General features: G+C 65.6%; 34 protein-coding genes and 1 tRNA gene. 17 read left to right on the plus strand and 18 right to left on the minus strand.

From position 1 onward, the window contains the following. The 6 genes from ADAD_RS0109320 (at nt 1) to ADAD_RS0109345 (ending at nt 4,857) form a co-directional block, all read left to right on the plus strand. The gene (locus tag ADAD_RS0109320; RefSeq protein WP_010412991.1) at nt 1-801 is read left to right on the plus strand and encodes a heme-dependent oxidative N-demethylase family protein; all 801 of its coding nucleotides are present in this window, start codon (nt 1-3) and stop codon (nt 799-801) included. Next, a complete protein-coding gene (locus ADAD_RS0109325) occupies nt 798-1,196 on the plus strand; it encodes a lysozyme inhibitor LprI family protein (protein WP_010412993.1) in 399 nt (132 codons plus the stop codon). Before ADAD_RS0109320 ends, ADAD_RS0109325 begins: the two co-directional genes overlap by 4 nt. Next, nucleotides 1,196-3,232 (plus strand): acetyl-CoA carboxylase biotin carboxylase subunit, encoded by a 2,037-nt coding sequence (locus ADAD_RS0109330; RefSeq protein ID WP_010412996.1) that lies wholly within the window; start codon nt 1,196-1,198, stop codon nt 3,230-3,232. Before ADAD_RS0109325 ends, ADAD_RS0109330 begins: the two co-directional genes overlap by 1 nt. After that, the gene (locus tag ADAD_RS0109335) at nt 3,232-3,885 is read left to right on the plus strand and encodes an O-methyltransferase (RefSeq protein ID WP_010412998.1); all 654 of its coding nucleotides are present in this window, start codon (nt 3,232-3,234) and stop codon (nt 3,883-3,885) included. Before ADAD_RS0109330 ends, ADAD_RS0109335 begins: the two co-directional genes overlap by 1 nt. Further along, entirely contained in the window at nt 3,885-4,256 is a 372-nt protein-coding gene (locus ADAD_RS0109340; protein ID WP_010412999.1) for a tRNA-binding protein, read from the plus strand. The genes ADAD_RS0109335 and ADAD_RS0109340 overlap by 1 nt, the downstream gene beginning before the upstream one ends. A 61-nt stretch (nt 4,257-4,317) precedes the next feature. Further along, nucleotides 4,318-4,857, plus strand: a complete 540-nt coding sequence (locus ADAD_RS0109345) for a DUF421 domain-containing protein (RefSeq protein ID WP_010413001.1) — start codon at nt 4,318-4,320, stop codon at nt 4,855-4,857. Here the strand turns inward: ADAD_RS0109345 and aroB are convergent. Beyond that, complete coding sequence (aroB, locus tag ADAD_RS0109350; RefSeq protein ID WP_010413003.1) at nt 4,854-5,972, minus strand: 3-dehydroquinate synthase; 1,119 nt, start codon at nt 5,970-5,972, stop codon at nt 4,854-4,856. The two genes, ADAD_RS0109345 and aroB, sit on opposite strands and share 4 nt — an antisense overlap. Further along, nucleotides 5,960-6,532: a shikimate kinase gene (locus ADAD_RS0109355; RefSeq protein WP_010413005.1), complete on the minus strand. Its 573-nt coding sequence runs from the start codon at nt 6,530-6,532 to the stop codon at nt 5,960-5,962. Before ADAD_RS0109355 ends, aroB begins: the two co-directional genes overlap by 13 nt. Nucleotides 6,533-6,586: 54 nt before the next feature. Here ADAD_RS0109355 and ADAD_RS17110 point away from each other — a divergent pair, with 54 nt between their 5' ends. The 5 genes from ADAD_RS17110 to ADAD_RS0109380 all read left to right on the plus strand — a co-directional run bounded on the left by ADAD_RS17110 (nt 6,587) and on the right by ADAD_RS0109380 (nt 12,088). After that, complete coding sequence (locus tag ADAD_RS17110; protein ID WP_192807583.1) at nt 6,587-6,739, plus strand: hypothetical protein; 153 nt, start codon at nt 6,587-6,589, stop codon at nt 6,737-6,739. After that, nucleotides 6,736-8,613: a hypothetical protein gene (locus ADAD_RS0109365; RefSeq protein ID WP_010413010.1), complete on the plus strand. Its 1,878-nt coding sequence runs from the start codon at nt 6,736-6,738 to the stop codon at nt 8,611-8,613. Before ADAD_RS17110 ends, ADAD_RS0109365 begins: the two co-directional genes overlap by 4 nt. A 2-nt stretch (nt 8,614-8,615) precedes the next feature. After that, the gene (locus tag ADAD_RS15800) at nt 8,616-9,530 is read left to right on the plus strand and encodes a tyrosine recombinase (RefSeq protein ID WP_010413012.1); all 915 of its coding nucleotides are present in this window, start codon (nt 8,616-8,618) and stop codon (nt 9,528-9,530) included. After that, nucleotides 9,524-10,480 carry an acetyl-CoA carboxylase carboxyltransferase subunit alpha gene (locus ADAD_RS0109375; RefSeq protein WP_010413015.1) on the plus strand — a complete coding sequence of 319 codons (957 nt, stop codon included), beginning with the start codon at nt 9,524-9,526 and terminating at the stop codon, nt 10,478-10,480. The genes ADAD_RS15800 and ADAD_RS0109375 overlap by 7 nt, the downstream gene beginning before the upstream one ends. A gap of 129 nt (nt 10,481-10,609) precedes the next feature. Next, complete coding sequence (locus ADAD_RS0109380) at nt 10,610-12,088, plus strand: M48 family metalloprotease (RefSeq protein WP_010413017.1); 1,479 nt, start codon at nt 10,610-10,612, stop codon at nt 12,086-12,088. Between the two features lie 96 nt (nt 12,089-12,184). On the opposite strand, the gene ADAD_RS0109385 is transcribed toward ADAD_RS0109380, so the two are convergent. Both ADAD_RS0109385 and ADAD_RS0109390 read right to left on the minus strand, forming a co-directional pair. Further along, nucleotides 12,185-12,364 carry a Flp family type IVb pilin gene (locus tag ADAD_RS0109385; protein ID WP_010413019.1) on the minus strand — a complete coding sequence of 60 codons (180 nt, stop codon included), beginning with the start codon at nt 12,362-12,364 and terminating at the stop codon, nt 12,185-12,187. A 93-nt stretch (nt 12,365-12,457) separates the two neighbouring features. Beyond that, nucleotides 12,458-12,655 (minus strand): Flp family type IVb pilin, encoded by a 198-nt coding sequence (locus ADAD_RS0109390; RefSeq protein ID WP_010413021.1) that lies wholly within the window; start codon nt 12,653-12,655, stop codon nt 12,458-12,460. Nucleotides 12,656-12,766: 111 nt separating this feature from the next. Between ADAD_RS0109390 and ADAD_RS0109395 the strand changes: the two genes are divergently transcribed. Further along, nucleotides 12,767-13,186 carry an NUDIX domain-containing protein gene (locus ADAD_RS0109395; protein WP_010413022.1) on the plus strand — a complete coding sequence of 140 codons (420 nt, stop codon included), beginning with the start codon at nt 12,767-12,769 and terminating at the stop codon, nt 13,184-13,186. A gap of 108 nt (nt 13,187-13,294) precedes the next feature. Further along, nucleotides 13,295-13,371, plus strand: a tRNA-Arg gene (locus ADAD_RS0109400). 112 nt (nt 13,372-13,483) lie between these two features. On the opposite strand, the gene ADAD_RS0109405 is transcribed toward ADAD_RS0109400, so the two are convergent. The 6 genes from ADAD_RS0109405 to ADAD_RS0109430 all read right to left on the minus strand — a co-directional run bounded on the left by ADAD_RS0109405 (nt 13,484) and on the right by ADAD_RS0109430 (nt 16,784). Then, a complete protein-coding gene (locus tag ADAD_RS0109405) occupies nt 13,484-14,272 on the minus strand; it encodes an NUDIX hydrolase (RefSeq protein WP_010413024.1) in 789 nt (262 codons plus the stop codon). A 226-nt stretch (nt 14,273-14,498) separates the two neighbouring features. Next, nucleotides 14,499-14,828 (minus strand): Grx4 family monothiol glutaredoxin, encoded by a 330-nt coding sequence (gene grxD / locus ADAD_RS0109410; RefSeq protein ID WP_010413026.1) that lies wholly within the window; start codon nt 14,826-14,828, stop codon nt 14,499-14,501. A gap of 35 nt (nt 14,829-14,863) precedes the next feature. Next, a complete protein-coding gene (locus ADAD_RS0109415) occupies nt 14,864-15,097 on the minus strand; it encodes a BolA/IbaG family iron-sulfur metabolism protein (protein WP_010413028.1) in 234 nt (77 codons plus the stop codon). A 4-nt stretch (nt 15,098-15,101) separates the two neighbouring features. Further along, nucleotides 15,102-15,425, minus strand: coding sequence for a DUF1476 domain-containing protein (locus ADAD_RS0109420; RefSeq protein ID WP_010413030.1), 324 nt, complete (start codon nt 15,423-15,425; stop codon nt 15,102-15,104). Between the two features lie 88 nt (nt 15,426-15,513). Continuing rightward, the gene (locus tag ADAD_RS0109425) at nt 15,514-16,515 is read right to left on the minus strand and encodes an NADPH:quinone oxidoreductase family protein (RefSeq protein ID WP_010413031.1); all 1,002 of its coding nucleotides are present in this window, start codon (nt 16,513-16,515) and stop codon (nt 15,514-15,516) included. Nucleotides 16,516-16,601: 86 nt separating this feature from the next. Beyond that, nucleotides 16,602-16,784 carry a hypothetical protein gene (locus ADAD_RS0109430; RefSeq protein ID WP_010413035.1) on the minus strand — a complete coding sequence of 61 codons (183 nt, stop codon included), beginning with the start codon at nt 16,782-16,784 and terminating at the stop codon, nt 16,602-16,604. A 122-nt stretch (nt 16,785-16,906) separates the two neighbouring features. On the opposite strand from ADAD_RS0109430, the gene ADAD_RS0109440 reads away from it, so the two are divergent. The 4 genes from ADAD_RS0109440 to ADAD_RS0109455 all read left to right on the plus strand — a co-directional run bounded on the left by ADAD_RS0109440 (nt 16,907) and on the right by ADAD_RS0109455 (nt 19,563). Next, nucleotides 16,907-17,335 carry an acyl-CoA thioesterase gene (locus ADAD_RS0109440; protein ID WP_010413038.1) on the plus strand — a complete coding sequence of 143 codons (429 nt, stop codon included), beginning with the start codon at nt 16,907-16,909 and terminating at the stop codon, nt 17,333-17,335. A gap of 50 nt (nt 17,336-17,385) precedes the next feature. Further along, complete coding sequence (locus ADAD_RS0109445) at nt 17,386-18,153, plus strand: fatty acid desaturase (protein WP_010413040.1); 768 nt, start codon at nt 17,386-17,388, stop codon at nt 18,151-18,153. Beyond that, nucleotides 18,150-18,668, plus strand: a complete 519-nt coding sequence (locus ADAD_RS0109450) for a sterol desaturase family protein (protein WP_010413042.1) — start codon at nt 18,150-18,152, stop codon at nt 18,666-18,668. The genes ADAD_RS0109445 and ADAD_RS0109450 overlap by 4 nt, the downstream gene beginning before the upstream one ends. A 109-nt stretch (nt 18,669-18,777) precedes the next feature. Continuing rightward, entirely contained in the window at nt 18,778-19,563 is a 786-nt protein-coding gene (locus ADAD_RS0109455) for a hypothetical protein (protein WP_010413045.1), read from the plus strand. A gap of 24 nt (nt 19,564-19,587) precedes the next feature. On the opposite strand, the gene ADAD_RS0109460 is transcribed toward ADAD_RS0109455, so the two are convergent. From ADAD_RS0109460 to ADAD_RS0109495, 8 genes are read right to left on the minus strand one after another with little or no spacing between them, the layout of a single operon-like run. Continuing rightward, nucleotides 19,588-19,944, minus strand: coding sequence for a YbaN family protein (locus tag ADAD_RS0109460; protein WP_010413048.1), 357 nt, complete (start codon nt 19,942-19,944; stop codon nt 19,588-19,590). A 4-nt stretch (nt 19,945-19,948) separates the two neighbouring features. Then, nucleotides 19,949-20,356 carry a SufE family protein gene (locus tag ADAD_RS0109465; RefSeq protein WP_010413051.1) on the minus strand — a complete coding sequence of 136 codons (408 nt, stop codon included), beginning with the start codon at nt 20,354-20,356 and terminating at the stop codon, nt 19,949-19,951. A gap of 47 nt (nt 20,357-20,403) precedes the next feature. After that, complete coding sequence (locus ADAD_RS17115) at nt 20,404-20,580, minus strand: hypothetical protein (protein ID WP_010413054.1); 177 nt, start codon at nt 20,578-20,580, stop codon at nt 20,404-20,406. Beyond that, nucleotides 20,577-20,810: a hypothetical protein gene (locus ADAD_RS0109475; protein WP_010413057.1), complete on the minus strand. Its 234-nt coding sequence runs from the start codon at nt 20,808-20,810 to the stop codon at nt 20,577-20,579. Before ADAD_RS0109475 ends, ADAD_RS17115 begins: the two co-directional genes overlap by 4 nt. Nucleotides 20,811-20,854: 44 nt before the next feature. After that, nucleotides 20,855-21,151, minus strand: a complete 297-nt coding sequence (locus ADAD_RS0109480) for a hypothetical protein (RefSeq protein WP_010413060.1) — start codon at nt 21,149-21,151, stop codon at nt 20,855-20,857. After that, nucleotides 21,151-21,459 carry a hypothetical protein gene (locus ADAD_RS0109485; RefSeq protein ID WP_010413063.1) on the minus strand — a complete coding sequence of 103 codons (309 nt, stop codon included), beginning with the start codon at nt 21,457-21,459 and terminating at the stop codon, nt 21,151-21,153. Before ADAD_RS0109485 ends, ADAD_RS0109480 begins: the two co-directional genes overlap by 1 nt. Continuing rightward, on the minus strand, nt 21,456-21,797 hold the full coding sequence (locus ADAD_RS0109490; RefSeq protein ID WP_010413066.1) for a hypothetical protein: 342 nt from the start codon (nt 21,795-21,797) through the stop codon (nt 21,456-21,458). Before ADAD_RS0109490 ends, ADAD_RS0109485 begins: the two co-directional genes overlap by 4 nt. Further along, on the minus strand, nt 21,797-22,105 hold the full coding sequence (locus ADAD_RS0109495; protein ID WP_010413067.1) for a hypothetical protein: 309 nt from the start codon (nt 22,103-22,105) through the stop codon (nt 21,797-21,799). The genes ADAD_RS0109490 and ADAD_RS0109495 overlap by 1 nt, the downstream gene beginning before the upstream one ends. Between the last annotated feature and the right edge of the window lie 9 nt (nt 22,106-22,114).

A 22,114-nucleotide genomic window follows, 5' to 3' on the forward strand; every position in this document is an offset into this window, starting at 1 on the left:
GTGAGTCTCGGTTTCTCCGTCGACGAACTGCTGCCCCGCGCGCGTGGCGGCGGGCAGCTCAAGATGGGGCTGGTGAAGCTGGGCGGCAGCGAGTGGCTCCAGCCCGATCCCGATCTTGCCGCCCGCGCGAAAGGCTTCGCGGATTATCCCGAAGGCATCCAGCTGACGCCCGAAGGAGAGGCGGCGGGGCGCGAACTGGCCGCGGGGCTGGGCGTGTCGGGCGGGCTCGCCGAAGCGGCCTGCGCGCATCACGAAGACATGTGCCTGCTGACCCGCGCCGAGGGCGAAGAGCAATACCGCCTCGTCGGCGCGGCGGTCGCCTGGCCGTCCGACTGGACCCCTGCGGACAAGATGGGGCTGCCGCTGCGTGCGCTCCATGCACCGATCCACGGGTACGAGGAACAGCTGGCCAGCAGCGTGGATCGCTTCATGGAGAAGCTCAAGCCGGGCCCGATCTATGGCCGGGCAAACTGGTTCATCGCGGCCACGCCGGACATGCGCTGGGATGCGCAGCCGCCCCGGCTGGCCTTCGCCCATGTCACGCCGCAGAACGCGGGAGAGACGCTGTTCGTCCGTTCCGAGCGGCAGTCGCTGCGCCGCCTGCCCCGGACCGGCGCGATCCTGTTTGCCATCGGAATATACGTCGCCCCGCTGGCCGGACTGTCGCATGGCAATGTTCGCCGTTTGGCCGATGCCATGCAATCCCTGCTGGACGGGGAAGGGGAACGTAGGGGCGCAGGGGCTTTCGCTCCGGCGTTAATCAGCTATGCGAGGGCCAGACAACAGGAGGCCGGACGATGATGATCCTGACTGCAATGCTGCTTCAGGCGAGCGCGCAAGCCGCGCAGCCGAAGGTCGATTGCAAGGAACCGATGACGCAGATGGCGATGAACATCTGTGCGGGCCGCGACTACGAGGCTGCCGATCGCAAGCTCAACGCGGTCTGGAAAAAGGTCTCGGCGGAGATGAAGCAGCTCGATGCCGATACCGATATCCAGGATGGGCGGCCCGGCTACTTCCAGACCCTGCTGACGGCGCAGCGCGCGTGGCTCGTCTATCGCGACACGCATTGCCGCAGCGAAGGCTATCTGGCGCGCGGCGGCTCGATGGAGCCTATGCTGATCAGCGGCTGCAAGGCTCAACTGACACGCGCGCGCACCGCACAACTCCGTGAACTGATCGACTGGCCCAATTGATGTTCAAGAAAATCCTGATTGCCAATCGCGGCGAGATTGCCTGCCGCGTCATCCAGACCTGCAAGCGCATGGGAATCGCCACGGTGGCGGTCTATTCCGATGCGGATGCGCGTGCGCCCTTCGTGAAGATGGCGGATGAGGCCGTTCATATCGGCCCGCCGCCTGCTGCGGAAAGCTATCTGCTGGCGGACAAGATCATCGAGGCCTGCAAGCAGACCGGGGCCGAAGCGGTCCATCCGGGCTATGGCTTCCTGTCCGAACGCGCGAGCTTCGTCGAAGCGCTCGACAAGGAAGGCATCGTCTTCATCGGCCCGCCGGCCAATGCAATCGCCGCGATGGGCGACAAGATCGAATCGAAGAAGCTGGCCAAGGAAGCGGGCGTAAACACCGTGCCCGGCTCCAAGGATGCGATCGACACGACCGAGGACGCGCTGAAGGTTTCGAACGACATCGGCTATCCGGTGATGATGAAGGCGTCCGCCGGCGGCGGCGGCAAGGGTATGCGCCTGGCCTGGAACGACAAGGATGTCGAGGAAGGCTTCGAGGCGACCAAGCGCGAAGGCCTCAATTCCTTTGGCGACGACCGCGTCTTCATCGAGAAGTTCATCGAAGACCCGCGCCATATCGAAATCCAGATCCTGGCCGACCGGCAGGGCAACACGCTCTATCTGAACGAGCGCGAATGCAGCATTCAGCGCCGCCACCAGAAGGTGGTCGAGGAAGCGCCGTCGCCTTTCGTCACACCCGAAATGCGCAAGGCGATGGGCGAGCAGGCGGTCGCGCTGTCCAAAGCGGTGGGTTACCATTCGGCGGGCACGGTCGAGCTGATCGTCAGCGGCGCGGACAAGACGGGGGAGAGCTTCTACTTCCTCGAAATGAACACCCGCCTGCAGGTGGAACACCCGGTGACCGAGGCGATCACGGGTATCGACCTGGTCGAGTGGATGATCCGCGTCGCGGCGGGCGAAGAACTGCCCATGAAGCAGGACGATATCGGGATCGACGGCTGGTCGATCGAAACCCGCGTCTATGCCGAAGACCCGTACCGCAACTTTCTGCCCAGCATCGGGCGGCTGGTCCGTTACGAACCGCCGGTTCCGGGCTGGGCGGGCGAGAGCGGGCCTGCGGGGCGGCGCGGGTACGAGACCGGCGGCGGCGGTGTGCGCGTCGATGATGGCGTGTTCGAAGGCGGCGAAGTCTCGATCTTCTACGATCCCATGATCGCCAAGCTGATCACCTGGGCGCCCACGCGCGACGGCGCGGCGGATCTGCAGGTGGAGGCGCTCGATGCCTTCCGCGTCGAAGGGCCCGGGCACAACATCGATTTCCTGTCCGCGATCATGCAGCATCCGCGCTTTCGCTCGGGCGAACTGACCACCGGGTTCATTGCGGAGGAATATCCCGACGGCTTCCAGGGCGCAGCGGCGGACGAGGACCGGCTGCGGCTGGTAGCGGCGCTGATGGCGGGTGCTCAATGCTCGTTGATGGCGCACGAAGGGCAGATTTCGGGGCGGCTCGACGGCGCGCCCAAGGTGCCATCCGAGTGGGTGGTGAAGATGGACGGCCGCAAGTTCGAGGTTGTGCTGGGAGACGGTGGAGCCACTGTCGATGGCGAATGGATCGCCGGGACGACCGACTGGCAGCCCGGCACTGTCCTTGCCGCCGCGAGCGGGAATGGCGAGAACCTCGCGATCCAGCTGCGCCGCGACGGCAGCAGCACCTGGTCGCTGACCACGCGCGGCAAGACGCACAAGGGGCTGGCGGTGCCCGCGCGCATCGCTCCGCTGCTCGATCACATGATCGAGAAGGAACCGCCCGATCTTTCCAAGATGCTGATCTGCCCGATGCCCGGCCTGCTGGTGAAGCTGCACGTGGAAGAGGGCGAGGAGGTCCAGCCGGGCCAGCCGCTCGCCACGGTCGAAGCGATGAAGATGGAGAACATCCTGCGCGCCGAGAAGGAAGGCACGATCTCCAAGATCAACGCAGCGGAAGGCGACAGCCTGGCAGTCGACGAGGTGATCCTGGAGCTGGAGTGATGAGCGGGCAGGCTGGCTGGACGCAGGTCGACGCGCTTGTCGGCGGCACTCTGCTCGGTGACGATCCTGCGCTGCAGGCCTGCCTCTCAAACAGCGCTAAACATGGCCTGCCCGACATTGCGGTGTCGGGGGCGCAGGCGCGCTTTCTTGAGCTGATCGCGAAAATCTCGGGCGCTCGGCGCGTGCTCGAGGTTGGCACGCTGGGCGCCTATTCGACGATTCACCTTGCGCGCGGCGTCGGCGATAGCGGCCATGTGACCACGCTGGAACTCGATCCCGCGTTTGCCGAGGTCGCACGGGCAAACATTGCCGAGGCGGGACTGTCGAATCGCGTGAACGTGGTGACCGGGCCTGCGCTGGAAAGTCTCGCCACGCTCGACGGGCCGTTCGATCTTGCCTTCATCGACGCGGACAAGGCCAACAACATTCGATACGTCGACCATGCCGTCCGGGCGGGGCGTACCGGCATGCTGATCATTGTCGACAATGTCGTGCGCGATGGCGCGGTGCTCGACCCGCAGGATGAGTCCGCACGCGCCTCGCGCGAATTGTACGATTACGCAGCCGGCCATCCGCGCTTGCAGGGAACTGCGTTGCAGACCGTGGGCGACAAGGGGTGGGACGGCATGATGCTGCTGGAGCTAACCGACTGATGCACCTCTCCCACGAACCCGATGCGCCTGCGGCGGAACAGACCAGTTTCGACCAGTTCCTGAAGGTCGATATTCGCGTCGGCACGGTGGTCGGGGCGGATGAGTTCCCAGAGGCGCGCAAGCCTGCCTATAAGCTGGAGATCGACTTCGGGCCGACCATCGGCGTGAAGAAGACCAGCGCGCAGATCACCGCGAATTACACGCGCGAAGAACTGGTCGGGCGGCAGGTGGCGGCGGTGGTCAACTTCCCGCCGCGCCAGATCGGGCCTGCGATGTCCGAAGTGCTGACGCTGGGGTTCGCGGACGAGGCGGGCGAGGTCGTGCTGTTCTCGCCCGATAAGGCAGTGCCCGACGGTTCGCGGCTGTTCTAGGTGCCCGACACAACCAGTTGTTAGTTTCGGAGCGCCCGCCTGCCTCGCGCATTGACGATGCATGGACTGGGTCGGTGTATTCTTCGACGGATGGAACGGGCTGCTGCGCACCGTCGTAGCGGCCATCACGTCCTATGTCGGATTGATCATCGTACTGCGGATCAGCGGGAAGCGATCGCTGGCGAAGCTCAACATCTTCGACTTCGTGGTGACGGTCGCGCTGGGATCGACGCTCGCCACGATCCTGTTGTCGCAGGATGTGGCCCTGGCTGAGGGGATGACCGCCTTCGTCATGCTGATCGCCCTGCAATGGGTGGTCGCCCGGCTTTCGGTGCGCTGGCTGCCGCTGCGCCGCATGATCCGGTCCAGCCCGAGGGTGCTGTTTCAGCATGGTCAATTCAATCGTCGGGCAATGCACGACGAGAGGATAACCGAAGTCGAAGTTGATGCGGCGATCCGGAAAGACGGGTTCGGCGATCACTCTAGCGTCGCATGGGTCGTTCTCGAAAGCGACGGCTCCTTCTCGGTGATTGCCGAGGAAAAGGCCGGGGATGGTTCGGTGCTGGAAAGCGTGCCCGACGAGCCCGCGCCGCACGGTTAGTGCGCCTGTAGCTGTTCGTCCATGAAGGCGGCCACATCCGCCAGCGAGACATCGCGCGCGACATAGGCCTCGCCCAACTTGCGCAGCAGAATGAAGGGGATGGTGCCGCCACCCGCCTTCTTGTCGTGGCGCATGTGATCGGCCAGCGCAGCGCCGTCGCAGTCGAGCCCCAGCGCGGAAATCTCGATCGGCAGGCCGGCGCGCGCCAGTGCATCGGCCACATTTTCCGCATCGGCCAGCGAGATCAGATCGCGGCGGGCGGAGAAGCGCGCCGCGAGCACCATGCCCAGCGCGACCGCCTCCCCATGGAGCAGTCTGTCACCGAAGCCGGTCTCCGCCTCCAGCGCATGGCCGAAGGTATGGCCCAGGTTGAGCAGTGCGCGTGCGTCCTTCGTCTCGCGCTCGTCCTCGGCCACGATCCGGGCCTTCATGCCCACGCAATGCGCGATCGTCGTTTCGAGCACGCCATCGTCGCAGGCGAGGATCGCCTCACTGCTCTCGTCCACACGTGCGAAGAACTCCGCATCTCCAAGCAGGCCGTACTTGAACACCTCGGCCAGCCCCGCGCGCATTTCGCGCGGGGGCAGGGTGGCGAGGCAGGAGGTGTCGGCCAGCACCAGCGATGGCTGGTGGAAGGCGCCGATCAGGTTCTTGCCCGCGCTGGCATTGATCGCGGTTTTCCCGCCGACGCTCGAATCGACCTGCGCCAGCAGCGTGGTCGGCAATTGCACGAAGCCGCAACCGCGCTTCAGTATCGCGCAGGCAAAGCCGACCAGATCGCCGACCACTCCGCCGCCCAGCGCGAAGACATGGTCCGATCGGGTAATGCCGCGGGTCAGCAGCCAGTCGGTCAGCCGTTCCAGCTCCGCCCAGCTTTTCGAGCCTTCGCCGGGCGTCACTTCGTACCAGTCGATCGCATGGCCGGCCGACCGGAACGAGGCTTGCAACCGCTCGCCCAGCAGCCGTTTGGCGTTGGCGTCCGCCACGATGGGGATCGAGCGCATGCCATAAGGTTCGATGAAGGCATGCGCCTCGCAATGCGCGACATCCAGCAGCCCCGCGCCGACCCGCACCCGATAGCTGCGCCCGGCAAGCGCGACATCTACGACAGCCATTGCTCGATCCCTTCGATGATCGCCCATGCGGTATGGGTTTGCGGGCCTTTCTGGCCCTCCACGCGCACATGCGCCTGTGCGTAAAAGCCTTCCCTCTCCCGCATCAGACGGGACAGGATTTCCTCCGGATCGCCACTGCGCAGCAGCGGGCGATGGTCGCGGCGGCTGGTGCGCTCCACCAGCGTCCGAATATCGCAGTCGATCCACGCCGCGACGGCGCGTTCGAGGATCAGCGCACGGGTCTCGTCGTCGACGAAGGCGCCGCCGCCCGTGGCGATGACGCCGTGGTCTTCCTCTATCAGCCGCGCGATCACGCGCCGTTCACCGTCCCGGAAATAGGGCTCTCCGAACTGGCTGAAGATCTCCGCGACCGAAAGGCGCGCGGCCTCTTCTATGGCCTCGTCCGCGTCGACGAAGCTGCGGCCCAGCAAGTTGGCCAGCCGCCGCCCCACGGTCGTCTTGCCCACGCCCATCAGGCCGACCAGCACGATCGGCCGGTCCAGCCGCGCGGTCAGCGCTTCGATCCGCGCTGCGGCGGCAGGGGAAAGCACGGGCTCCATTGCTCGGCGGCGTAGAGATGGGCTAGGGCAATGGCAACAAAGGGTATCGGACGCGTGCAGACACAGATTTCGCAAAGCACCTGGCTGCGTATCGGCGCGGGCGCAGCCGCCGTGCTGCTCGTGCTCGGCTGGGCATGGTGGGACGGGGGCGAACAGCCCCTGCGGCCGATGGCCCATGCGATTGATTTGCCGGAGGTTGCGGAATGAATATGCGCGTACGGGCCGGTCTGCTGGCCGGGGCCGGTCTGCTGGTGCTGGCCGCGCCGATCGCGATGGCGGCGGGCAACCCTGAATCGATCCTTCCTCCGGGCCTCGACGATCCTGCACCCGCTCCGGCGCCAGCGCCCGCTCCGGCACCTGCGCCGAGCCCGGCGTCGGAGCCGAACGCAAACGCCACACCGGTCGTGCAGGATACCGGTGAGGGTGATGGCGGTGACGCTTCGGGCGACGACGGCGAAGACAGCGGTGGATCGGGCGGCGGATCGTCCAGTCGCCTGCCCACGCTCGAAGAACTGGAAGCACTCGACACCGACGAGCTCGACGAACTCCTCGGCCTGAAACCCAAGTTCGACATTCCGCCGGCCCAGCGCCGCTCCACCTCGCGGGTCGGCATCCTGAACGAGGACGAGGGCGGCCTGCCTGCCGTATCCCTCGCGCGCCAGCCGCAAGCGCTGGTCCGTGCGGCGATTGCCGGTACGCAGGGGCGGCTCGTGTCGCGCTGGGGGCACATCACCTTGCGCCGTGCGCTGGCCAGCCGGCTCGCTCCGCCTGCCGGAATGAGCGGATCGGAATTTGCCGGGCTGCGGGCACAGCTTCTCAACCGCATGGGCGAATTCGCCGCAGCCCGCGCGATTGCGCAGGATGTGGACGTCGATGCGTGGAACGGGCGGCTCGCGAACGCGGCGGTCGACGCCTATATCGCTACCGGCGATGTGCTGGGTGCCTGCCCGCTGGCGGTGCTGCGCGGCGGATACCGCGACGATGCGGAATGGCGCATGTTGCGCTCCATCTGCACCGCCTATGCCGGAGAGGCGTCTCGCGCGCGCAATGAACTGGTGCGGATGCGCGAAAGCGAAGATGCAGAGTTCAACGCGATCGACGTGCTGCTGGCACAGCGTTTCGCGGGAGCGGCGGGTCTGGGCAACAACACCGTCACCATCGAATGGGACGATGTCGATGAACTGACCCCGTGGCGTTACGGCCTTGCGGCTGCATTGGGCGCCACCATTCCGGAACGCCTGCTCGACGATGCGGGCCCCTATTACCAGCGCTCCGCCGCCACGCTGCCATCGCTTCCGCTTTCCCTGCGGATCGACGGCGCACGCCGCGCGGCACGCGAAGGAATCTTCTCGTCTTCGGCGCTGGTGGACCTTTATTCGCAGGTATACGCGGCAAGCGGCAGTGATGGCCCTGCCGGGGCCGACGCAGCACAGCTGCGGACCGCCTATATTGATGCAGACCCCGCCGCCCGCGTGGCCGCGCTCCGCTCCATCTGGGGCGATGGGGCGCAGATCCCGCACGACCGGCAGGTGCTGACCGCCTATGCCTCCGCGCGAATCCCCGCCAGCGACCAGTTCGCCGCAGATGCCGGGCCGCTGATCGCCTCCATGCTCACCGCCGGGCTGGACCGCGATGCCGCGCGCTGGAGCGATATCGTCGACGAAGGCGGCATGGCGTGGGGCATGCTTGCGGTGGGGCTGCCCGATGCCGATGGCGGTGTATCGAGCGGGGCGATCGATTCCTTCCGCGACGGTGACGACAGCACGGGCAAGCGGCGCACGCGCATGCTGGTGGCGGGCCTTGCGGGTCTCGGCCGCATTTCCAGCGGTACGCGCAATTCGTGGAATCGCGAGCTTAACCTCGAACTGACGCGTGAAACCCGCTGGAGCGCGGCGATCTCGCGCGCCGGCGAGGTGGAGAATGCCGCACTGGTGGCGCTGCTGATGGGTGTGGGCATGCAGGGCGACGACTGGAACCGGATGACGCCGCGTCACCTCTATCACATCATCTCCGCGCTCCGGCAGAGCGGGCTGGAGGCCGAAGCCCGCATGATCGCGGCGGAGGCGGTGTCGCGCGCCTGACCATGGCGAGCACGGCAATCGAGGATTTCCTGGCGGCCCTGGCGGTTGACCGCGGGGCGGCGGCGAACACGCTGGCAGCCTATCGCCGCGACCTGGAAGGTGCGGAGGCGCTCGTCGGCGCACTGGAAAGCGTATCCCGGGGCGATCTGGCAAAGCTGGGGGAAAAATGGGCAGGCCTTGCCCCGGCAACGGTCGCGCGCAAGGCTTCTGCTCTCCGGCAGTTCTTCGCCTTTCTGGAGGACGAGGGGCTGCGCGCCGACAATCCGGCTGCCGCGCTCCCCAGACCCGCCCCGCGCCGCAACCTGCCCAAGGTTCTGGCCCACGCGGAGATCGCAGCGCTTTTCGCGCAGGCCGAATCCGAAGCGGGCGATGACGATCCGCCTGCGCTTCGCCTGCTTGCGATGCTCGAACTGCTATACGGTTCCGGCCTTCGGGCGAGCGAACTTGTCGCCCTGCCGCTCGCCGCAGTGCCGCGCGATGCGCCATTTCTCACCATCACCGGCAAGGGCGGGAAGGAACGGCTGGTGCCGATGGGTGGGCGCGCCGCAGAGGCGGTGTCCCGGTGGCTGGTGGTGCGGCCCGAAGGCTCTGCCTGGCTGTTTCCCTCGCGCAGCAGCCATCTCACCCGCATTCGGCTGTATCAGCTGATCAAGGCACTGGCGCAGCGCGCCGGCATTGCGCCCGCGAAGGTCAGCCCGCACGTGCTGCGCCACGCCTTCGCCACGCACCTGCTGGAGGGCGGGGCGGATCTGCGCGCGTTGCAGACGTTGCTCGGCCACGCGGATATCGCCACCACGCAGATTTACACGCATGTCGAGGCGGCGCGGCTGGTCGCGCTTGTCAACGAAAGGCACCCCCTGGCCGAGCATGGACGCTTGCGCAGGGAACAACAGACGGATAGCGAGCCGGAATGCTGACTTTTCTCGACTTCGAGAAGCCCGTGGCCCAGCTGCAGGCTCAGATCGCCGAATTGCGCGCCGCCAATGAATCGGCGGGCGACAACGGACGGATCGACATGACCGACGAGCTTGCCAAGCTCGAGGCGAAGAGTGCCGACATGCTGAAGGGGCTCTATGCCTCGCTCAGCCCGTGGCAGAAGACGCAGGTGGCGCGGCACCCGCAGCGCCCGCATTTCCGCGACTACGTGGAGCACGCGTTCGCCGATTTCATGCCGCTGGGCGGGGATCGCTATTTCGGCGAGGACGAGGCGATCCTCGGCGGATTCGCCACTCTGCGCGGACGGCAGGTGATGCTGATCGGGCACGAAAAGGGCAACGACACGCAAAGCCGACTCCGGCACAATTTCGGCATGGGCAAGCCCGAAGGCTATCGCAAGGCGATCCGCCTGATGGACCTTGCCGGTCGTTTCGGTCTGCCGGTCGTCACCCTGGTCGATACCTCGGGCGCGTTTCCGGGAATCGAGGCGGAAGAGCGTGGCCAGGCCGAGGCAATCGCCCGTTCGACGGAGGCGTGCCTCGCGCTGCCCGTGCCCATGGTGGCAACCATCGTGGGCGAGGGCGGGTCGGGCGGAGCCGTGGCCCTTGCCAGCGCCGAACGCGTGCTGATGTTCGAACACGCGGTCTATTCCGTGATCTCGCCCGAAGGGTGCGCCTCGATCCTGTGGCGCACGGCGGAAAAGGCGGCCGACGCTGCCGAGGCGATGAAGGTGACGGCGCAGGATCTGCATGAGCTCGGTGTGATCGACCGGATCGTGCCCGAGCCTGTTGGCGGCGCGCACCGCGATCCGCAGCAGGCGATCCGCAACCTCGCCGATACGATCGACGACGAGCTGGGCAAGCTGGCCGGGCAGGATGTCGCGCGGCTGCAGGAAACCCGCGCCGATCGCTACGTCGCCATCGGCGGCTGAACGGCTTTCTTCCCGCCCGCCAGAATCATGTTCGGGAACCGCGCGCACGCCTGACCTGTTGAACGCAGGATAAGCGGGCGGCGTGCGTGATGCGCCCCTCGCAGGACCGCATCAGGGGAGAATTTCCGTATGAGCCGCCGCAAGCTTCTTGCCCTCGCATCGCCCGTAGCCCTTGCCGTCGGCCTGACCGGCTGCGCCGCCGTTGGCGGGGGCAATATACCGAGCGCCAACACGCCGATCACCCAGAACGAAGCCCAGCAGGGCCGCGAGTATCACAGCCAGATCCTGCAGGAATTCGGCGGCGCCATGCAGGGCAACACCGCCGGCTATGTGCGCGATGTCGGGCAGCGGATCGCCGTGCAGTCGGGCCTCGCCAATTCGCAGAGCGCTTTCACTGTTTCGCTGCTGAATTCCTCGGTCAACAATGCCTTCGCCACGACCGGCGGCTATGTCTACACCACGCGCCAGCTGGTGGCGCTGATGGACAACGAAGCGGAACTGGCCGCGGTGCTGGGGCACGAGGTCGGCCACGTGGCCGCCCGCCACGCGCAAAGGCGCCAGCAGGCGCAGCAGCAGAACACGCTGCTCGGCGCTGCGGGTGCGATCCTTTCGGGAATCCTGCTCGGCGACAGCCAGCTGGGCTCCACGCTCGGCCGCGCGGCGCTGCAGGGCTCGCAGCTTCTGACGCTCAGCTTCAGCCGCGATCAGGAGCGCGAAGCCGACGTTCTGGGCGTGAACTATCTCAGCAGCGCAGGCTACGATCCGCTGGCGATGAGCACCGTGCTCGAAAGTCTGGCGCGCCAGTCCGCGCTCGATGCGCAGCTGCAGGGCCGTGACAATGCCAGCCTGCCCGAGTGGGCATCGACCCACCCCGATCCCGCCTCGCGCGTGCGCGACGCGGCCACACTGGCTGCCGGCAAGACGGGTGCGACACTCAACCGCGATGTCTTCCTGCGCAATATCGACGGGCTGACCTATGGTGACGATCCCGAGCAGGGCGTGATCGAAGGGCGTCAGTTCATCCATCCCGATCTGCGTTTCGCCTTCACCGCGCCGCAGGGCTTCTACCTCGTCAACGGCGCGCAGCAGGTGACGATCAACGGCCAGTCGGGACAGGCGGAGCTGCGCGTGGCCCAGGCCAGCGGCAGCCTGACGCAATTCGTCAGCAGCGCGTTCCAGTCGCTTTCGGGCCAGGGCCAGGCGCTCAATCCGCAAATCCAGCGGACCACCGTCAACGGGCTGCCGGCGGCCTACGGCACCGCGCGCGCCAGCACGAGCAACGGGCAGGTGGATGTGACCGTGTTCGCCTACGAAATGGATGCGGGGCAGTATTACTACTATCAGGCGATCGCGCCCGCAGGCCGGTCCGGGGTGTTCACGCCGATGTTCCAGTCCTTCCGCCGGATCAGCTCGACCGAGGCCGCGCAGGTCGTGCCGCGGGTGATCGATGTCGTGACGGTGCAGCGCGGCGATACGGTTTCTTCGCTGTCGCGCAGGATGGCCTACAGCAATGGTCAGGAAGCGCGCTTCCGCGTGCTGAACAGCCTCGATTCGAACGAAGGCCTGCGCGCGGGCCAGCAGGTCAAGCTGGTGGTGCGCGGACGCTGAGGCCCGGGCGTATCCACCGCGCATAGAAAAACGGCGGGGAATCGATCCCCGCCGTTTTCATGTTTCGCTGTGAAGCGAGTTGATCTCGGCTGCTACTTAGCTGCCGGACTGGTCGTTCGCCATCTTGGTCTTCACTTCGCCGAAGGTGTTGCCCAGCTGGTTGCCGAGGCTGCCCATCGCGGTGATTGCGGCGACGGCGATAAGAGCGGCGATCAGGCCGTATTCGATGGCGGTCGCGCCCTGTTCGTCGTTCAGCAGTTCGTTGAAGAATTTCATTGTCGGTCTCCTGTTTCGTCTTCGTTACCCGGCTCTGTCCATGTCCCCTGGAATAGAGCTCGTGCCGGTCTAGAGCCCAGAGGTTAAGAAACCCTAAGTTGCGCGGGATCGGCTCTGTTCGACGGCTTCCTTCGAAGTGTCGGTCACGGTATCCCAGGTGTTGATGACCTGATTGGAAAAGCTGCCGACCGCACTCACCATCGCAAGGAATACGAAGGCGAGGATGAGGCCGTATTCGACGGCTGTTGCGCCGGCCGTGTCGCGGCCGAGCCTTATCCAGAACCGTTTCATCCCAAACCCCCACCAGACTGCAAACCGCGCAGTCTGGAAGGCACATCGGCTCCCGCTGCTGGTGCCTTCTCGCAAATCAGGGTTAAACAGCCGTAAAGTCGAGGGTCGAACGTGGAAAGCAATCCGACATATCTGCCGGTGGTGGCCGCCGCGATCGGCCCGGATGGCGATGGCCGGTGGCTCATGCACCGACGCCCGGAGGGGAAGGCGCACGCCGGGCTGTGGGAGTTTCCCGGCGGCAAGATCGACGCGGGCGAGGGCGCGCGCGAGGCTCTGGTGCGAGAGATCGAGGAAGAGTGCGGCCTGTCGCTCGATCCCGAAACAATGCGCGAAGCGGCCTTCGCCGCAGACGAGCCGGGCGGCGGCACACGCGCGCGGCCGATCCTGCTGCTGCTGTATCATTGCCCGGGCTGGAGCGGTCGGCCCATCTCGCGCGAGGGTGGGGAGTGGCAATGGTTCGCGCCCCATCGGATTGCGCAGCTGGAAAAGCCGCCGCTGGACCGGCAGCTTTGCGCCCGCTTTTTCGGGTGAGAGGGCAGGCACTTTGGGAAAAATCGTCGATTTTTCGAGAAAACCTTCATTTCTGCGACAAAGGCATTGCCATGTCCCGGCACCCTGCCTATGTGCGGCGCCTCACGCGCGCCCGTAGCTCAGCTGGATAGAGCACCAGACTACGAATCTGGGGGTCAGAGGTTCGAATCCTTTCGGGCGCGCCATTAAAAAGCCCCGGGCCCGCAAGGGTACCGGGGCTTTTTGATTCTGGCTCCAGGGAGGGTTCGAACTTCGGACGCAAGGCGTCGGGACGGGGCGAAGGCGGCGGATGCCTTTTCAGCCGCGTTTGGCCTCGTCCAGCCTCTCGGAGGTTACCGGGTAGCCAGCGTCGCCCGGGATGCACAGGAAGCGCCCCTGAGGGCTTTTCTCGACCCAGGGAATGATCGTCTGCACCGGTGTCGCCTCCGCATGTGCGCGGGCCTCTTCGAAAGTGGCGAAAGGGGCGAGGCGCTCCAGATTGCGGCGGGTGGGGAAGATCACGTCGATCTTGCCTTCGTCGGCGGAACGCAGCGCCTCGGCCGCGCTGGTCCAGAACAGATGCGTGTTTTCCTGCGCATCGACCGCGATGTCGACCGCGCCGGTCCCCAGATCGGCGAGATAGAAGCGCGTGTCGAAAACCCGCGACAAACGCTCGTTCTGTGGAAACCACCGGGCGAAGGGCACCAGATCGTCCAGAGCAAGCTGCCAGTCGAAATGCCGCAGCACTGGGGAAAGGGCGCCTTCCTTGTCGAGCAAGGTGCGCGCCTGCGCAGCACGCTCCGCGTCGATCGTACCGGAGAGGCCCAGCGCCAGGCCGGTTTCCTCCAGCGTTTCGCGGATGGCGGCAATCCGGTGCGCCGCTTCGTCTCGATCCGCCAGGCCCGCGCTTTCGGCAAGAACCCGGTCGCTCTCATCGATCCGGCCGCCGGGAAACACCGCCATCCCGCCTGCGAAGGCGAGCGAACGGGAGCGGACCTGCATCAGGATCTGCGGCGGACCGCCATCGGGTGCCGTACGGAAGATCACGACGGTCGCGGCCGGAATGCCCTGCGCAGGGTTCGCCTTGTCCGTTTCCTGTTCAGCCACCCTGCGGACCTCGCCTGCTGTCGGGATTTCTTACAATCCTGCCCCGCCGGTTTTCGGCGCTAACCAGCCTGAACCGCGAAAATTCGCCGGATTTCAAACTTGGCACAGGGGATGCATAGGAGCGGGCATCCCTGATCTTCGTTACGAGGCGGGGCCGATAGTCTCCCGGCTCCGCCTCCCCGAAGTCCCGTCCCGAGAGGCATGTCCCCCCAGGCCTCTCGGGAAATCAGTCGGCGGTTTTCACGCCCTTGTCGGTGAACATCTGCTGCAGTTCGCCGGCTTCGAACATTTCGGTCATGATGTCGGACCCGCCCACGAATTCGCCCTGCACATAAAGCTGGGGGATCGTGGGCCAGTCCGAATAGGCCTTGATGCCCTGGCGGATTTCCATGTCCTGCAGCACGTCGACGCTTTCGTACGTCACGCCGCAATGGTCGAGGATGTGCACCGCACGGCTCGAAAAGCCGCACTGCGGAAACAGGGGCGTGCCCTTCATGAAAAGGACGACCTCGTTCTCGCCGACAATGCCGGAGATGCGTTCTTTGGTATCTGCCATGAGTAATAAACCGCCGTTTCTTTAGGTACGGACAATCACTTGGGAGGCTCGGTGGTGAGTTGCAAGGCGTGGAGGACGCCGCCCATCTTCCCGTCCAGCGCCTCGTACACCAGCTTGTGCTGCTGCACGCGGCTCTTGCCCGCGAATTGCGGAGCGGTGACCTTGGCCGCCCAGTGGTCGTTATCCCCGGCAAGGTCGCGCATTTCGACTTCTGCGCCGGGCAGGGCGGCCTTGATCATTTCCTCGATTTCGTTCGCCTGCATCGGCATGGGATCAGGCCCCGCCGATCAGCTGGCGCCGTGCCTCGACCTCGCACTCGGCGAGCTTGGCGCGCACGGCGGCTTCGTCCACATCGCAGCTCGCTGCGGTGAGATCGCCCAGCACCTTGCGGATCACGTCCTCGTCGCCCGCTTCCTCGAAATCAGCCTGGACCACCGCCTTGCGGTAGCTGTCGGTCTCTTCCTCGGTCAGGTTCATCAGGTCCGCCGCCCACTCGCCCAGCAGGCGGTTGCGGCGCGCAGCCACCTTGAACGCGGTTTCTTCGTCCATTGCATATTTGGCTTCTTCGCCGCGTCGGCGATCGTTGAAATCGGTCATCGTCCTGCTGCCTTTTCGTATGCCACGCGGGCGTGGCTGTATCCTGCCGCCGAGATAGGCGCGCCGCGCGCCTGCGGCAAGCGAGCTGCTACTTGTCCATCACCACGACCAGCTTGCCGATGGCCTGCCGGTTGTCGAGCTTCTCGATCGCCTTGCCGGCATCGTCGAGGCTGAAGGTTTCGCTGATCTGCGGGCTGATCTTGCCGTCCTTCCAGAACTCGAACAGCTCGGCGATGTTCTGCGCATTGCGCTGGGGTTCGCGCGCGGCGAAGGCGCCCCAGAACACGCCGCGAATGTCGCAGCTTTTCAGAAGCGTGAGGTTGAGCGGCATCTTGGCGATCCCCGCCGGGAAGCCGATCACCAGGAAACGGCCTTCCCATGCGATCGAACGCAGGGCAGGCTCCGAATAGTCGCCGCCGACGATATCGACCACGATGTCCGCACCATTGGGGCCGACCGCATTCTTGAAATCGCCGGCGAGTTTCTTGGAGGCATCCTTGTCGAACGGGGCGCGCTCGTAAACGACCGTTTCGTCCGCGCCCGCATCCTTGGCGACCTTGGCTTTCTCCTCGCTGGAGACCGCGGCCACGACCTTCGCGCCGTACGCCTTCGCCAGTTCGATCGAGGCGAGGCCGACGCCGCCTGCTGCACCGAGCACCAGCACGGTGTCGCCCGGCTTGATATCGCCGCGATCCTTAAGTGCGTGGATCATGGTGCCATAGGTCATCAGCAGGGCCGAGGATTCGACCAGGTCGATGCCTTCGGGCACCTTGAACAGCCGCCCGGCTTCCACCGCGACCTGTTCGCGCAGGCCACCGCTCCCGATTCCCGAGAGAACGCGGTCGCCGACCTGCCAGCCCTCGACGCCTTCGCCGATCGCGGAAATCGTGCCGGAGATCTCCCCGCCGGGCGAATAGGGACGCTCCGGCTTGAACTGATACAGATCGCGAATCATCAGCGTGTCCGGATAATTGATCGCGCAGGCTGCGACATCGACCAGCACTTCGCCCTTGCCGGGCGCGGGGGTATCGATGTTTTCCACCACCAGCGTTTCGGGCCCGCCCACTTCCTTGGTCAGTACGGCTTTCATCGGGTGTCCTCCCTCATTCGTTTCATACGGTAATGCCGGAAAAGGTAGGCTCCGGCAGGCCCAATCACTCTGCCTCGTGCGTCGGCCTAGTCCGTCTGGGGGTCTTCGCCCGACGGGATGGCGGGCAACTGGCGCGGCTCCCCGTCCTTGCCATCCGCGCCCTTGCGACGCTTGGTGACATACAGAAGTCCGGCGGCGATGGCGGCGGACCCGATTGCGGCACCGGCGGCGATGGCTGCGCCGGAGAGGCTCTTGTTGCTCTTGCTCATGCCTGTCCTAGTGCATGGGCCGCGAAATCGTTGCAAGCTGCGTGCGCATCCACTGCGAAAAATGCTGAAAAAGCTTCGTACTGGTCATGGTAATGAAAGGACTTATCGTCTAATTTACACGTATGTCAGCAAAGCCCTTCTCTCATCCTATCGATATCAAGCCCGCCGATATCGACTTCATGGGGCATGTTAACAATGCCCGCTATCTCGGCTGGGTGCAGGACGCCGTGCTCGCGCACTGGCGGAAATTCGCGCCTGCCGAAGCCGTGGCGGAGCGTGCGTGGGTCGCGCTCAAGCACGAGATCACCTACCGCAAGCCTGCTTTCCTCGAAGACGACATCATCGCGCGCACCGTGCTGGAAAGCACGCGCGGCGCGCGCGCCTTCTATCACACGGTGATCGAACGGGGCGGGGAAGTGCTGGCCGAGGTCAAGTCCAGCTGGTGCTGCATCGATGCGGAAAGCCTGCGGCCCGCCCGGATCGGCGAGGAAATCGCCTCGTACTTCTTCGCCCGCCCGGAAGCTGCGACGGACACCCCGAACGAAGGGTGATGCGAAGGACCGGGTTACGCGCGGCCGATTGCGCGCCTATGACCCCCTCCATGAGAACGCGTTCCGCATACGGCCCGACCTGGCAGCCGCTTATCGGGCTGGCGCTGGCGCTGGCCGTCTTCGGCGGGTGGGTCAGCCTGCATGCCTATGCGCTCTTCGTGTTCGAACTGAGCTGGGCGAGCCTGCCGCTGGCGCTGACCATGGCGCTGGTGCTGTGCTGGCTGTCGGTCGGCCTGTTCATCGTCAGCCACGATGCGATGCACGGATCGCTGGTGCCCGGATCGCCGCGCGCGAACGCCGCGATCGGCACCGTGCTGCTGTTCCTGTACGCGGGCTTCTCCTTCGAATCGCTGCGCAAGGCGCATTTCGCGCATCACCGCCATGCCGGAACCGCGCGCGACCCCGATTTCGACGCGGAGAACCCGCGCGCCTTCTGGCCCTGGTACGCCACGTTCCTGCGGCGCTATTTCGGGCTGGGATCGCTGATCTGGGTCAGCTGCGTGGTGGTCACCTTGTGGCTGGCGCTGGATGTGCCGGTGCCGCAGCTTCTGCTGCTCTACGCGGCGCCCGCCATCGCCAGCTCGCTGCAGCTGTTCTATTTCGGCACCTACCGCCCGCACCGCCACGCGGATGACGCGTTCGTCGACCGGCACCAGGCGCGCAGCGACGAATTCGGCACGCTTGCAAGCTTTCTCACCTGCTTCCATTTCGGCTATCATCTGGAACATCATCAATATCCGCAGCTGCCCTGGTGGGCGCTGCCCTCGGCGCGCCGCAAGGCGGATGCGCAGCAAGTAGAAGAAGGGGCCGGGGCATGAGCCTGTGGCAGATCATCGCAATCGTCGCCGTCACGCTGGTCGGCATGGAGTTCTATGCCTGGGCGATGCACAAATACGTGATGCACGGCTTCGGCTGGGGCTGGCACCGCGACCATCACGAGCCGCACGACAACCGGTTCGAAAAGAACGATCTGTACGCGGTGGTCGGCGCGGCGATCAGCATTGCGCTGTTCTGCATCGGCAGCCCCTACGTGATGGGCGACGCCGCGTGGGAGCCCGCCTTCTGGATCGGCCTGGGCGTGATGCTGTACGGCGTGATCTACTCGCTGATCCACGACGGGCTGGTGCACCAGCGCTATTTCAAATGGGTGCCCAAGCGCGGCTATGCCAAGCGGCTGGTGCAGTCGCACAAGCTGCACCACGCGACGATCGGCAAGGAGGGCGGGGTCAGCTTCGGCTTCGTGTGGGCGCACGACCCGGCCAAGCTGAAGGCCGAATTGAAGCGCCAGCGCGAGGCGGGCATTGCCGTGGTGCGCGACAGCGCTGGGGCGTAACGTCTTGCGGTCTCGGGCAAGCCGCTTCGCTTGCCCCTGCGCCGCAGCGATCCTATCCAGTCGCCCCGGCGCGCATCGTGCGCCCGGCCCATTCCCGCCCTGAGGCCCGTTGCCCCGAACCGAGTCCCTTGCCGATCACCCGCTGCTGGAGCCCCTGCGCAGCGAGCGCGGGCGGCGGCTGATAGGGCTCGTCGCCGCGCTGCTGATCGAGGCGATCCTGCTGATCCTCCTGCTGACGCTGAACGGCTACAACAAGCCCGCAGCGGCGCCGGAAAGTCTCACCGTGGTCGATATGAAGGCCGCCAGCGAGCCATCCGAAGATCGCGAGCAGGCCGAGCAGGAGCCGAGTAAGGCCGAGACGCCTGCCGAGCAGCGAGCAGCCCCCTCCGAACCGCGAATGGAGCGCCCCGAGCCTGTCCAGCGCGAGGCCGCGCCCACACCGCCGGTGCGAGAGCCGATCATCACGACCCCATTTCAGCTGCCTGCGTCCCGGCAACCGCCGCGCCCGGCGCAGCCGGAAGCGCCCAAGCAGGTCTACGGGCCGGTCGACACCGGGGCGCGATCGGGGGTCAAGGACTCCGAAGTGGTCGGCACCGCGCCCAACGGGCAGCCGCTTTACGCTGCGCGCTGGTACCGCGAACCGGACGAAAGCGAACTGGCCGGATACCTTTCTACCGCGAGCGGGCCGGGCTGGGGTCTGATCGCGTGCAAGACGGCACCGGAATTCCGCGTGGTCGACTGCGTGCCGATCGCCGAATATCCGCAAGGTTCGATGATGAACCGCGCTATTCTGGCCGCAGCATGGCAGTTCCGGGTTCGCCCCCCGATGCTCGGCGGCCAGCCACAGATCGGAAGCTGGGTACGCATCCGGATCGATTACACGAGCGGGCGGTGAGGGCCGAGCCTGGCCGCCGACCCGCTACTCGTTCCGCGTCGCGATCCATGCTCCGCAGATCACCAGGATGGCAACCGAAACCCAGTACCAGGGGTGGCCCAGGGTGAAGTACGTAACCACCGCGCCGGTCGCCATCGCGCCAATCGCCATGACCTTGGCGCGGCGATTGATGGCGCGGCGTTCGCGCCAGTCGCGCACCTGCCAGCCCCATTGAGGGTGATCGAGGATCTTGCGCTCCAGCTCCGGGCTGGAGCGGGCAAAGAAGAACACCGCCAGCAGCAGGAACGGCACCGTCGGCATGATCGGCAGAGCCGCACCGACCGCGCCGAGGGCCACGGCCATGAAGCCGAGCAGCCGGTAGAGGTGCCGCTTTAGCGTCAAGCGATCATCCGCCCGCGATCCGCGCGGCGTGTTCCTTCACCAGTGCGATCATGTTGGGCACGCCCTGCGTCCGGTTGCTGGAGAGCTGGTTCTTCAGGTCGAAGGGTTCGAGCGCAGCGACCACATCCATCTGCGCCACCTGTGCCGCAGGCTTGTCCTGCACGGCGGCGATCACCAGCGCGACGATGCCCTTGGTGATGGCGGCGTTGCTGTCCGCCAGGAAGTGCAGTTTTTCGCCCTCTCCGGTGGGATAGACCCAGACCGCCGCCGAACAGCCGCGCACCAGCGTGGCGTCGGTCTTGAGCGCGTCGGGCATGTCTTCAAGATCGCGCCCCAGCTCGATCAGCAGGCGATAGCGTTCATCCCCTTCGAGGAATTCGTATTCTTCGCGGATATCGTCGAGACTGCGCATGGGGGCGATGTAGCAACAAACCCTGTCCCCTCAAGGGGAGACGAAGCTCAGCCCGAGAGGCCTCCGGGGCGGGTCAGCGCATAATAGATCACGTAGAACCACGAGAGGAAGCCGTGGATGATCGCCCATATGATCGACTGGTGCAGCGACCAGGAGATGGCGACCGCGATGGCGCTGCCAAGACCGATTCCCGCCTGCGCCGCCTGGCTGCGCGCGCCGCTCACAGGTCTATGCCATTGGCGAGGGCTTCCAGCTTGCGGATGCGTTCGCGCAGGTCGGCCAGCGCGATGCGACCACCGCCGCGCGTATCGTCGGGCTCTGCGTCGCCTCGGGCAATCGCGTCCAGCTCGCGTCGCTTGAGTGCCAGCCAGCCTTCCCATGCGCGCAGCAGCGCGGCGGCAACCATGCCGAGGCCGAGAAGCGACGTGGCGGCAATGACGAGTGTCGGCTCCATGACTTCAATCCTCCTCGCTCGGTCCTCCGCAGGGCGGGGCCGTATCAGTCCTTATCCTCGCGCAGGGCGTCGATTTCAGCGGAAATTCGGGCGCGTTCCTGTGCCGTGGCGCTATTCTTGTCGTAGGCAATGCGTTCGAGAACCTCGATCCGCTCCTTGAGTGCGGCGATTTCGCGCTGCGCCTCTTCATCGGCCTGGGGCTTGGCTTCGGGCCGGTGCGTGATGGTCTGGTTGCCCATCATGTCCTCGGTGATTCCGGCCTGCGCATTGTAGCGCGCCCGCAGAATGCTGGCGGTGGCGCCGATCAGCACGATCAGGACAATGGCTGCAGCCCAGTTCATCAGTTAGCCTCCTGCCTGTCGCGCAGCGTTTCGATCTCATGGGTCAGCGCGTAGCCGCTGTCGGTCACGATCCGCTCGACATTGCCGAGGCGATCCTTGATCGATCCCAGTTCGGCGCGAAGCTGCGCGTTTTCCTGGGTGAGCAGTTTCACCCGCTCTTCGCTGTCCTTCGGGTAGACCGCCTTGCCCCAGCTGTTTTCCAGCGGGTAGCCGTGCTTGATCCGCAGCCAGGTGGTGAGAACCCAGCCCGCGACACCGGCCAGGCCGACAATCGCGATCACTTCGCCAGTCATTTCGAACGGCATCATACTTTCTCCCTTGTGCCGGTATCGATCGGCACGCCGCTGCTCTCGTCACGGCGAAGCGCCTCGATTTCGTCGGACAGCGAATATCCGCGCTCGGTCACGATCTTTTCGAGCACTTTCAGACGGTCGGCGTGATCGTCCAGCCGCTGGACCAGGTTCGCATTCTCTGCCCGCAGCGCTTCGGTTTCGGCAGACTTGTCCGCGCGGCTCGTCTTGCCGCCCCATTCGTCTTCCAGATCGTAGCCGTGCTTGGCGCGGATCCAGTTGTTGATCAGCCATCCGCCCGTCGTAAGCGCAATGATGACCACGACGATGCCGGGGCCGGTGAAGAGGTCTTCCATCACGCACGCTCCTTGCGGTCGAAGTCGAGCGCGGTGCCCGCCGCTTCATCGTGGCTGCGCGCATCGCGCAGAGCTTCGATCTGGGTGGCGACGTCGTAGCCCTTGTCGGTCACGATCCTTTCGAGCACCTGCATCCGGTCTTCGAGCCGCTGGATCTGGGTGGCGTATTGTGCGGCCTTTTCGGCGGTGTTCTCTGCGGTAGATTCGACCTGCATCTTGGCGATCTTCTGCTGGTGCGATGTCCAGATCGCTAGCAGCGGGATGCCGAAGATCAGGACGACTGCGGCCAGTCCGATTAGCTCACCCATGATTCATTC

The organism is Citromicrobium sp. JLT1363 (genome assembly GCF_000186705.1).
Classification (GTDB): domain Bacteria; phylum Pseudomonadota; class Alphaproteobacteria; order Sphingomonadales; family Sphingomonadaceae; genus Alteriqipengyuania.

What these genes read in the sequence shown, in the direction of transcription:
- ADAD_RS0109325 (WP_010412993.1), top strand. Translation starts at nt 798, where the DNA reads ATGATGATCCTGACTGCAATGCTGCTTCAGGCGAGCGCGCAAGCCGCG.
- ADAD_RS0109330 (WP_010412996.1), top strand. Translation starts at nt 1,196, where the DNA reads ATGTTCAAGAAAATCCTGATTGCCAATCGCGGCGAGATTGCCTGCCGC.
- ADAD_RS0109335 (WP_010412998.1), top strand. Translation starts at nt 3,232, where the DNA reads ATGAGCGGGCAGGCTGGCTGGACGCAGGTCGACGCGCTTGTCGGCGGC.
- ADAD_RS0109340 (WP_010412999.1), top strand. Translation starts at nt 3,885, where the DNA reads ATGCACCTCTCCCACGAACCCGATGCGCCTGCGGCGGAACAGACCAGT.
- ADAD_RS0109345 (WP_010413001.1), top strand. Translation starts at nt 4,318, where the DNA reads ATGGACTGGGTCGGTGTATTCTTCGACGGATGGAACGGGCTGCTGCGC.
- aroB (WP_010413003.1), bottom strand. Translation starts at nt 5,972, where the DNA reads ATGGCTGTCGTAGATGTCGCGCTTGCCGGGCGCAGCTATCGGGTGCGG.
- ADAD_RS0109355 (WP_010413005.1), bottom strand. Translation starts at nt 6,532, where the DNA reads ATGGAGCCCGTGCTTTCCCCTGCCGCCGCAGCGCGGATCGAAGCGCTG.
- ADAD_RS0109365 (WP_010413010.1), top strand. Translation starts at nt 6,736, where the DNA reads ATGAATATGCGCGTACGGGCCGGTCTGCTGGCCGGGGCCGGTCTGCTG.
- ADAD_RS15800 (WP_010413012.1), top strand. Translation starts at nt 8,616, where the DNA reads ATGGCGAGCACGGCAATCGAGGATTTCCTGGCGGCCCTGGCGGTTGAC.
- ADAD_RS0109375 (WP_010413015.1), top strand. Translation starts at nt 9,524, where the DNA reads ATGCTGACTTTTCTCGACTTCGAGAAGCCCGTGGCCCAGCTGCAGGCT.
- ADAD_RS0109380 (WP_010413017.1), top strand. Translation starts at nt 10,610, where the DNA reads ATGAGCCGCCGCAAGCTTCTTGCCCTCGCATCGCCCGTAGCCCTTGCC.
- ADAD_RS0109385 (WP_010413019.1), bottom strand. Translation starts at nt 12,364, where the DNA reads ATGAAATTCTTCAACGAACTGCTGAACGACGAACAGGGCGCGACCGCC.
- ADAD_RS0109390 (WP_010413021.1), bottom strand. Translation starts at nt 12,655, where the DNA reads ATGAAACGGTTCTGGATAAGGCTCGGCCGCGACACGGCCGGCGCAACA.
- grxD (WP_010413026.1), bottom strand. Translation starts at nt 14,828, where the DNA reads ATGGCAGATACCAAAGAACGCATCTCCGGCATTGTCGGCGAGAACGAG.
- ADAD_RS0109415 (WP_010413028.1), bottom strand. Translation starts at nt 15,097, where the DNA reads ATGCCGATGCAGGCGAACGAAATCGAGGAAATGATCAAGGCCGCCCTG.
- ADAD_RS0109420 (WP_010413030.1), bottom strand. Translation starts at nt 15,425, where the DNA reads ATGACCGATTTCAACGATCGCCGACGCGGCGAAGAAGCCAAATATGCA.
- ADAD_RS0109425 (WP_010413031.1), bottom strand. Translation starts at nt 16,515, where the DNA reads ATGAAAGCCGTACTGACCAAGGAAGTGGGCGGGCCCGAAACGCTGGTG.
- ADAD_RS0109430 (WP_010413035.1), bottom strand. Translation starts at nt 16,784, where the DNA reads ATGAGCAAGAGCAACAAGAGCCTCTCCGGCGCAGCCATCGCCGCCGGT.
- ADAD_RS0109440 (WP_010413038.1), top strand. Translation starts at nt 16,907, where the DNA reads ATGTCAGCAAAGCCCTTCTCTCATCCTATCGATATCAAGCCCGCCGAT.
- ADAD_RS0109445 (WP_010413040.1), top strand. Translation starts at nt 17,386, where the DNA reads ATGAGAACGCGTTCCGCATACGGCCCGACCTGGCAGCCGCTTATCGGG.
- ADAD_RS0109450 (WP_010413042.1), top strand. Translation starts at nt 18,150, where the DNA reads ATGAGCCTGTGGCAGATCATCGCAATCGTCGCCGTCACGCTGGTCGGC.
- ADAD_RS0109465 (WP_010413051.1), bottom strand. Translation starts at nt 20,356, where the DNA reads ATGCGCAGTCTCGACGATATCCGCGAAGAATACGAATTCCTCGAAGGG.
- ADAD_RS0109475 (WP_010413057.1), bottom strand. Translation starts at nt 20,810, where the DNA reads ATGGAGCCGACACTCGTCATTGCCGCCACGTCGCTTCTCGGCCTCGGC.
- ADAD_RS0109480 (WP_010413060.1), bottom strand. Translation starts at nt 21,151, where the DNA reads ATGAACTGGGCTGCAGCCATTGTCCTGATCGTGCTGATCGGCGCCACC.
- ADAD_RS0109485 (WP_010413063.1), bottom strand. Translation starts at nt 21,459, where the DNA reads ATGATGCCGTTCGAAATGACTGGCGAAGTGATCGCGATTGTCGGCCTG.
- ADAD_RS0109490 (WP_010413066.1), bottom strand. Translation starts at nt 21,797, where the DNA reads ATGGAAGACCTCTTCACCGGCCCCGGCATCGTCGTGGTCATCATTGCG.
- ADAD_RS0109495 (WP_010413067.1), bottom strand. Translation starts at nt 22,105, where the DNA reads ATGGGTGAGCTAATCGGACTGGCCGCAGTCGTCCTGATCTTCGGCATC.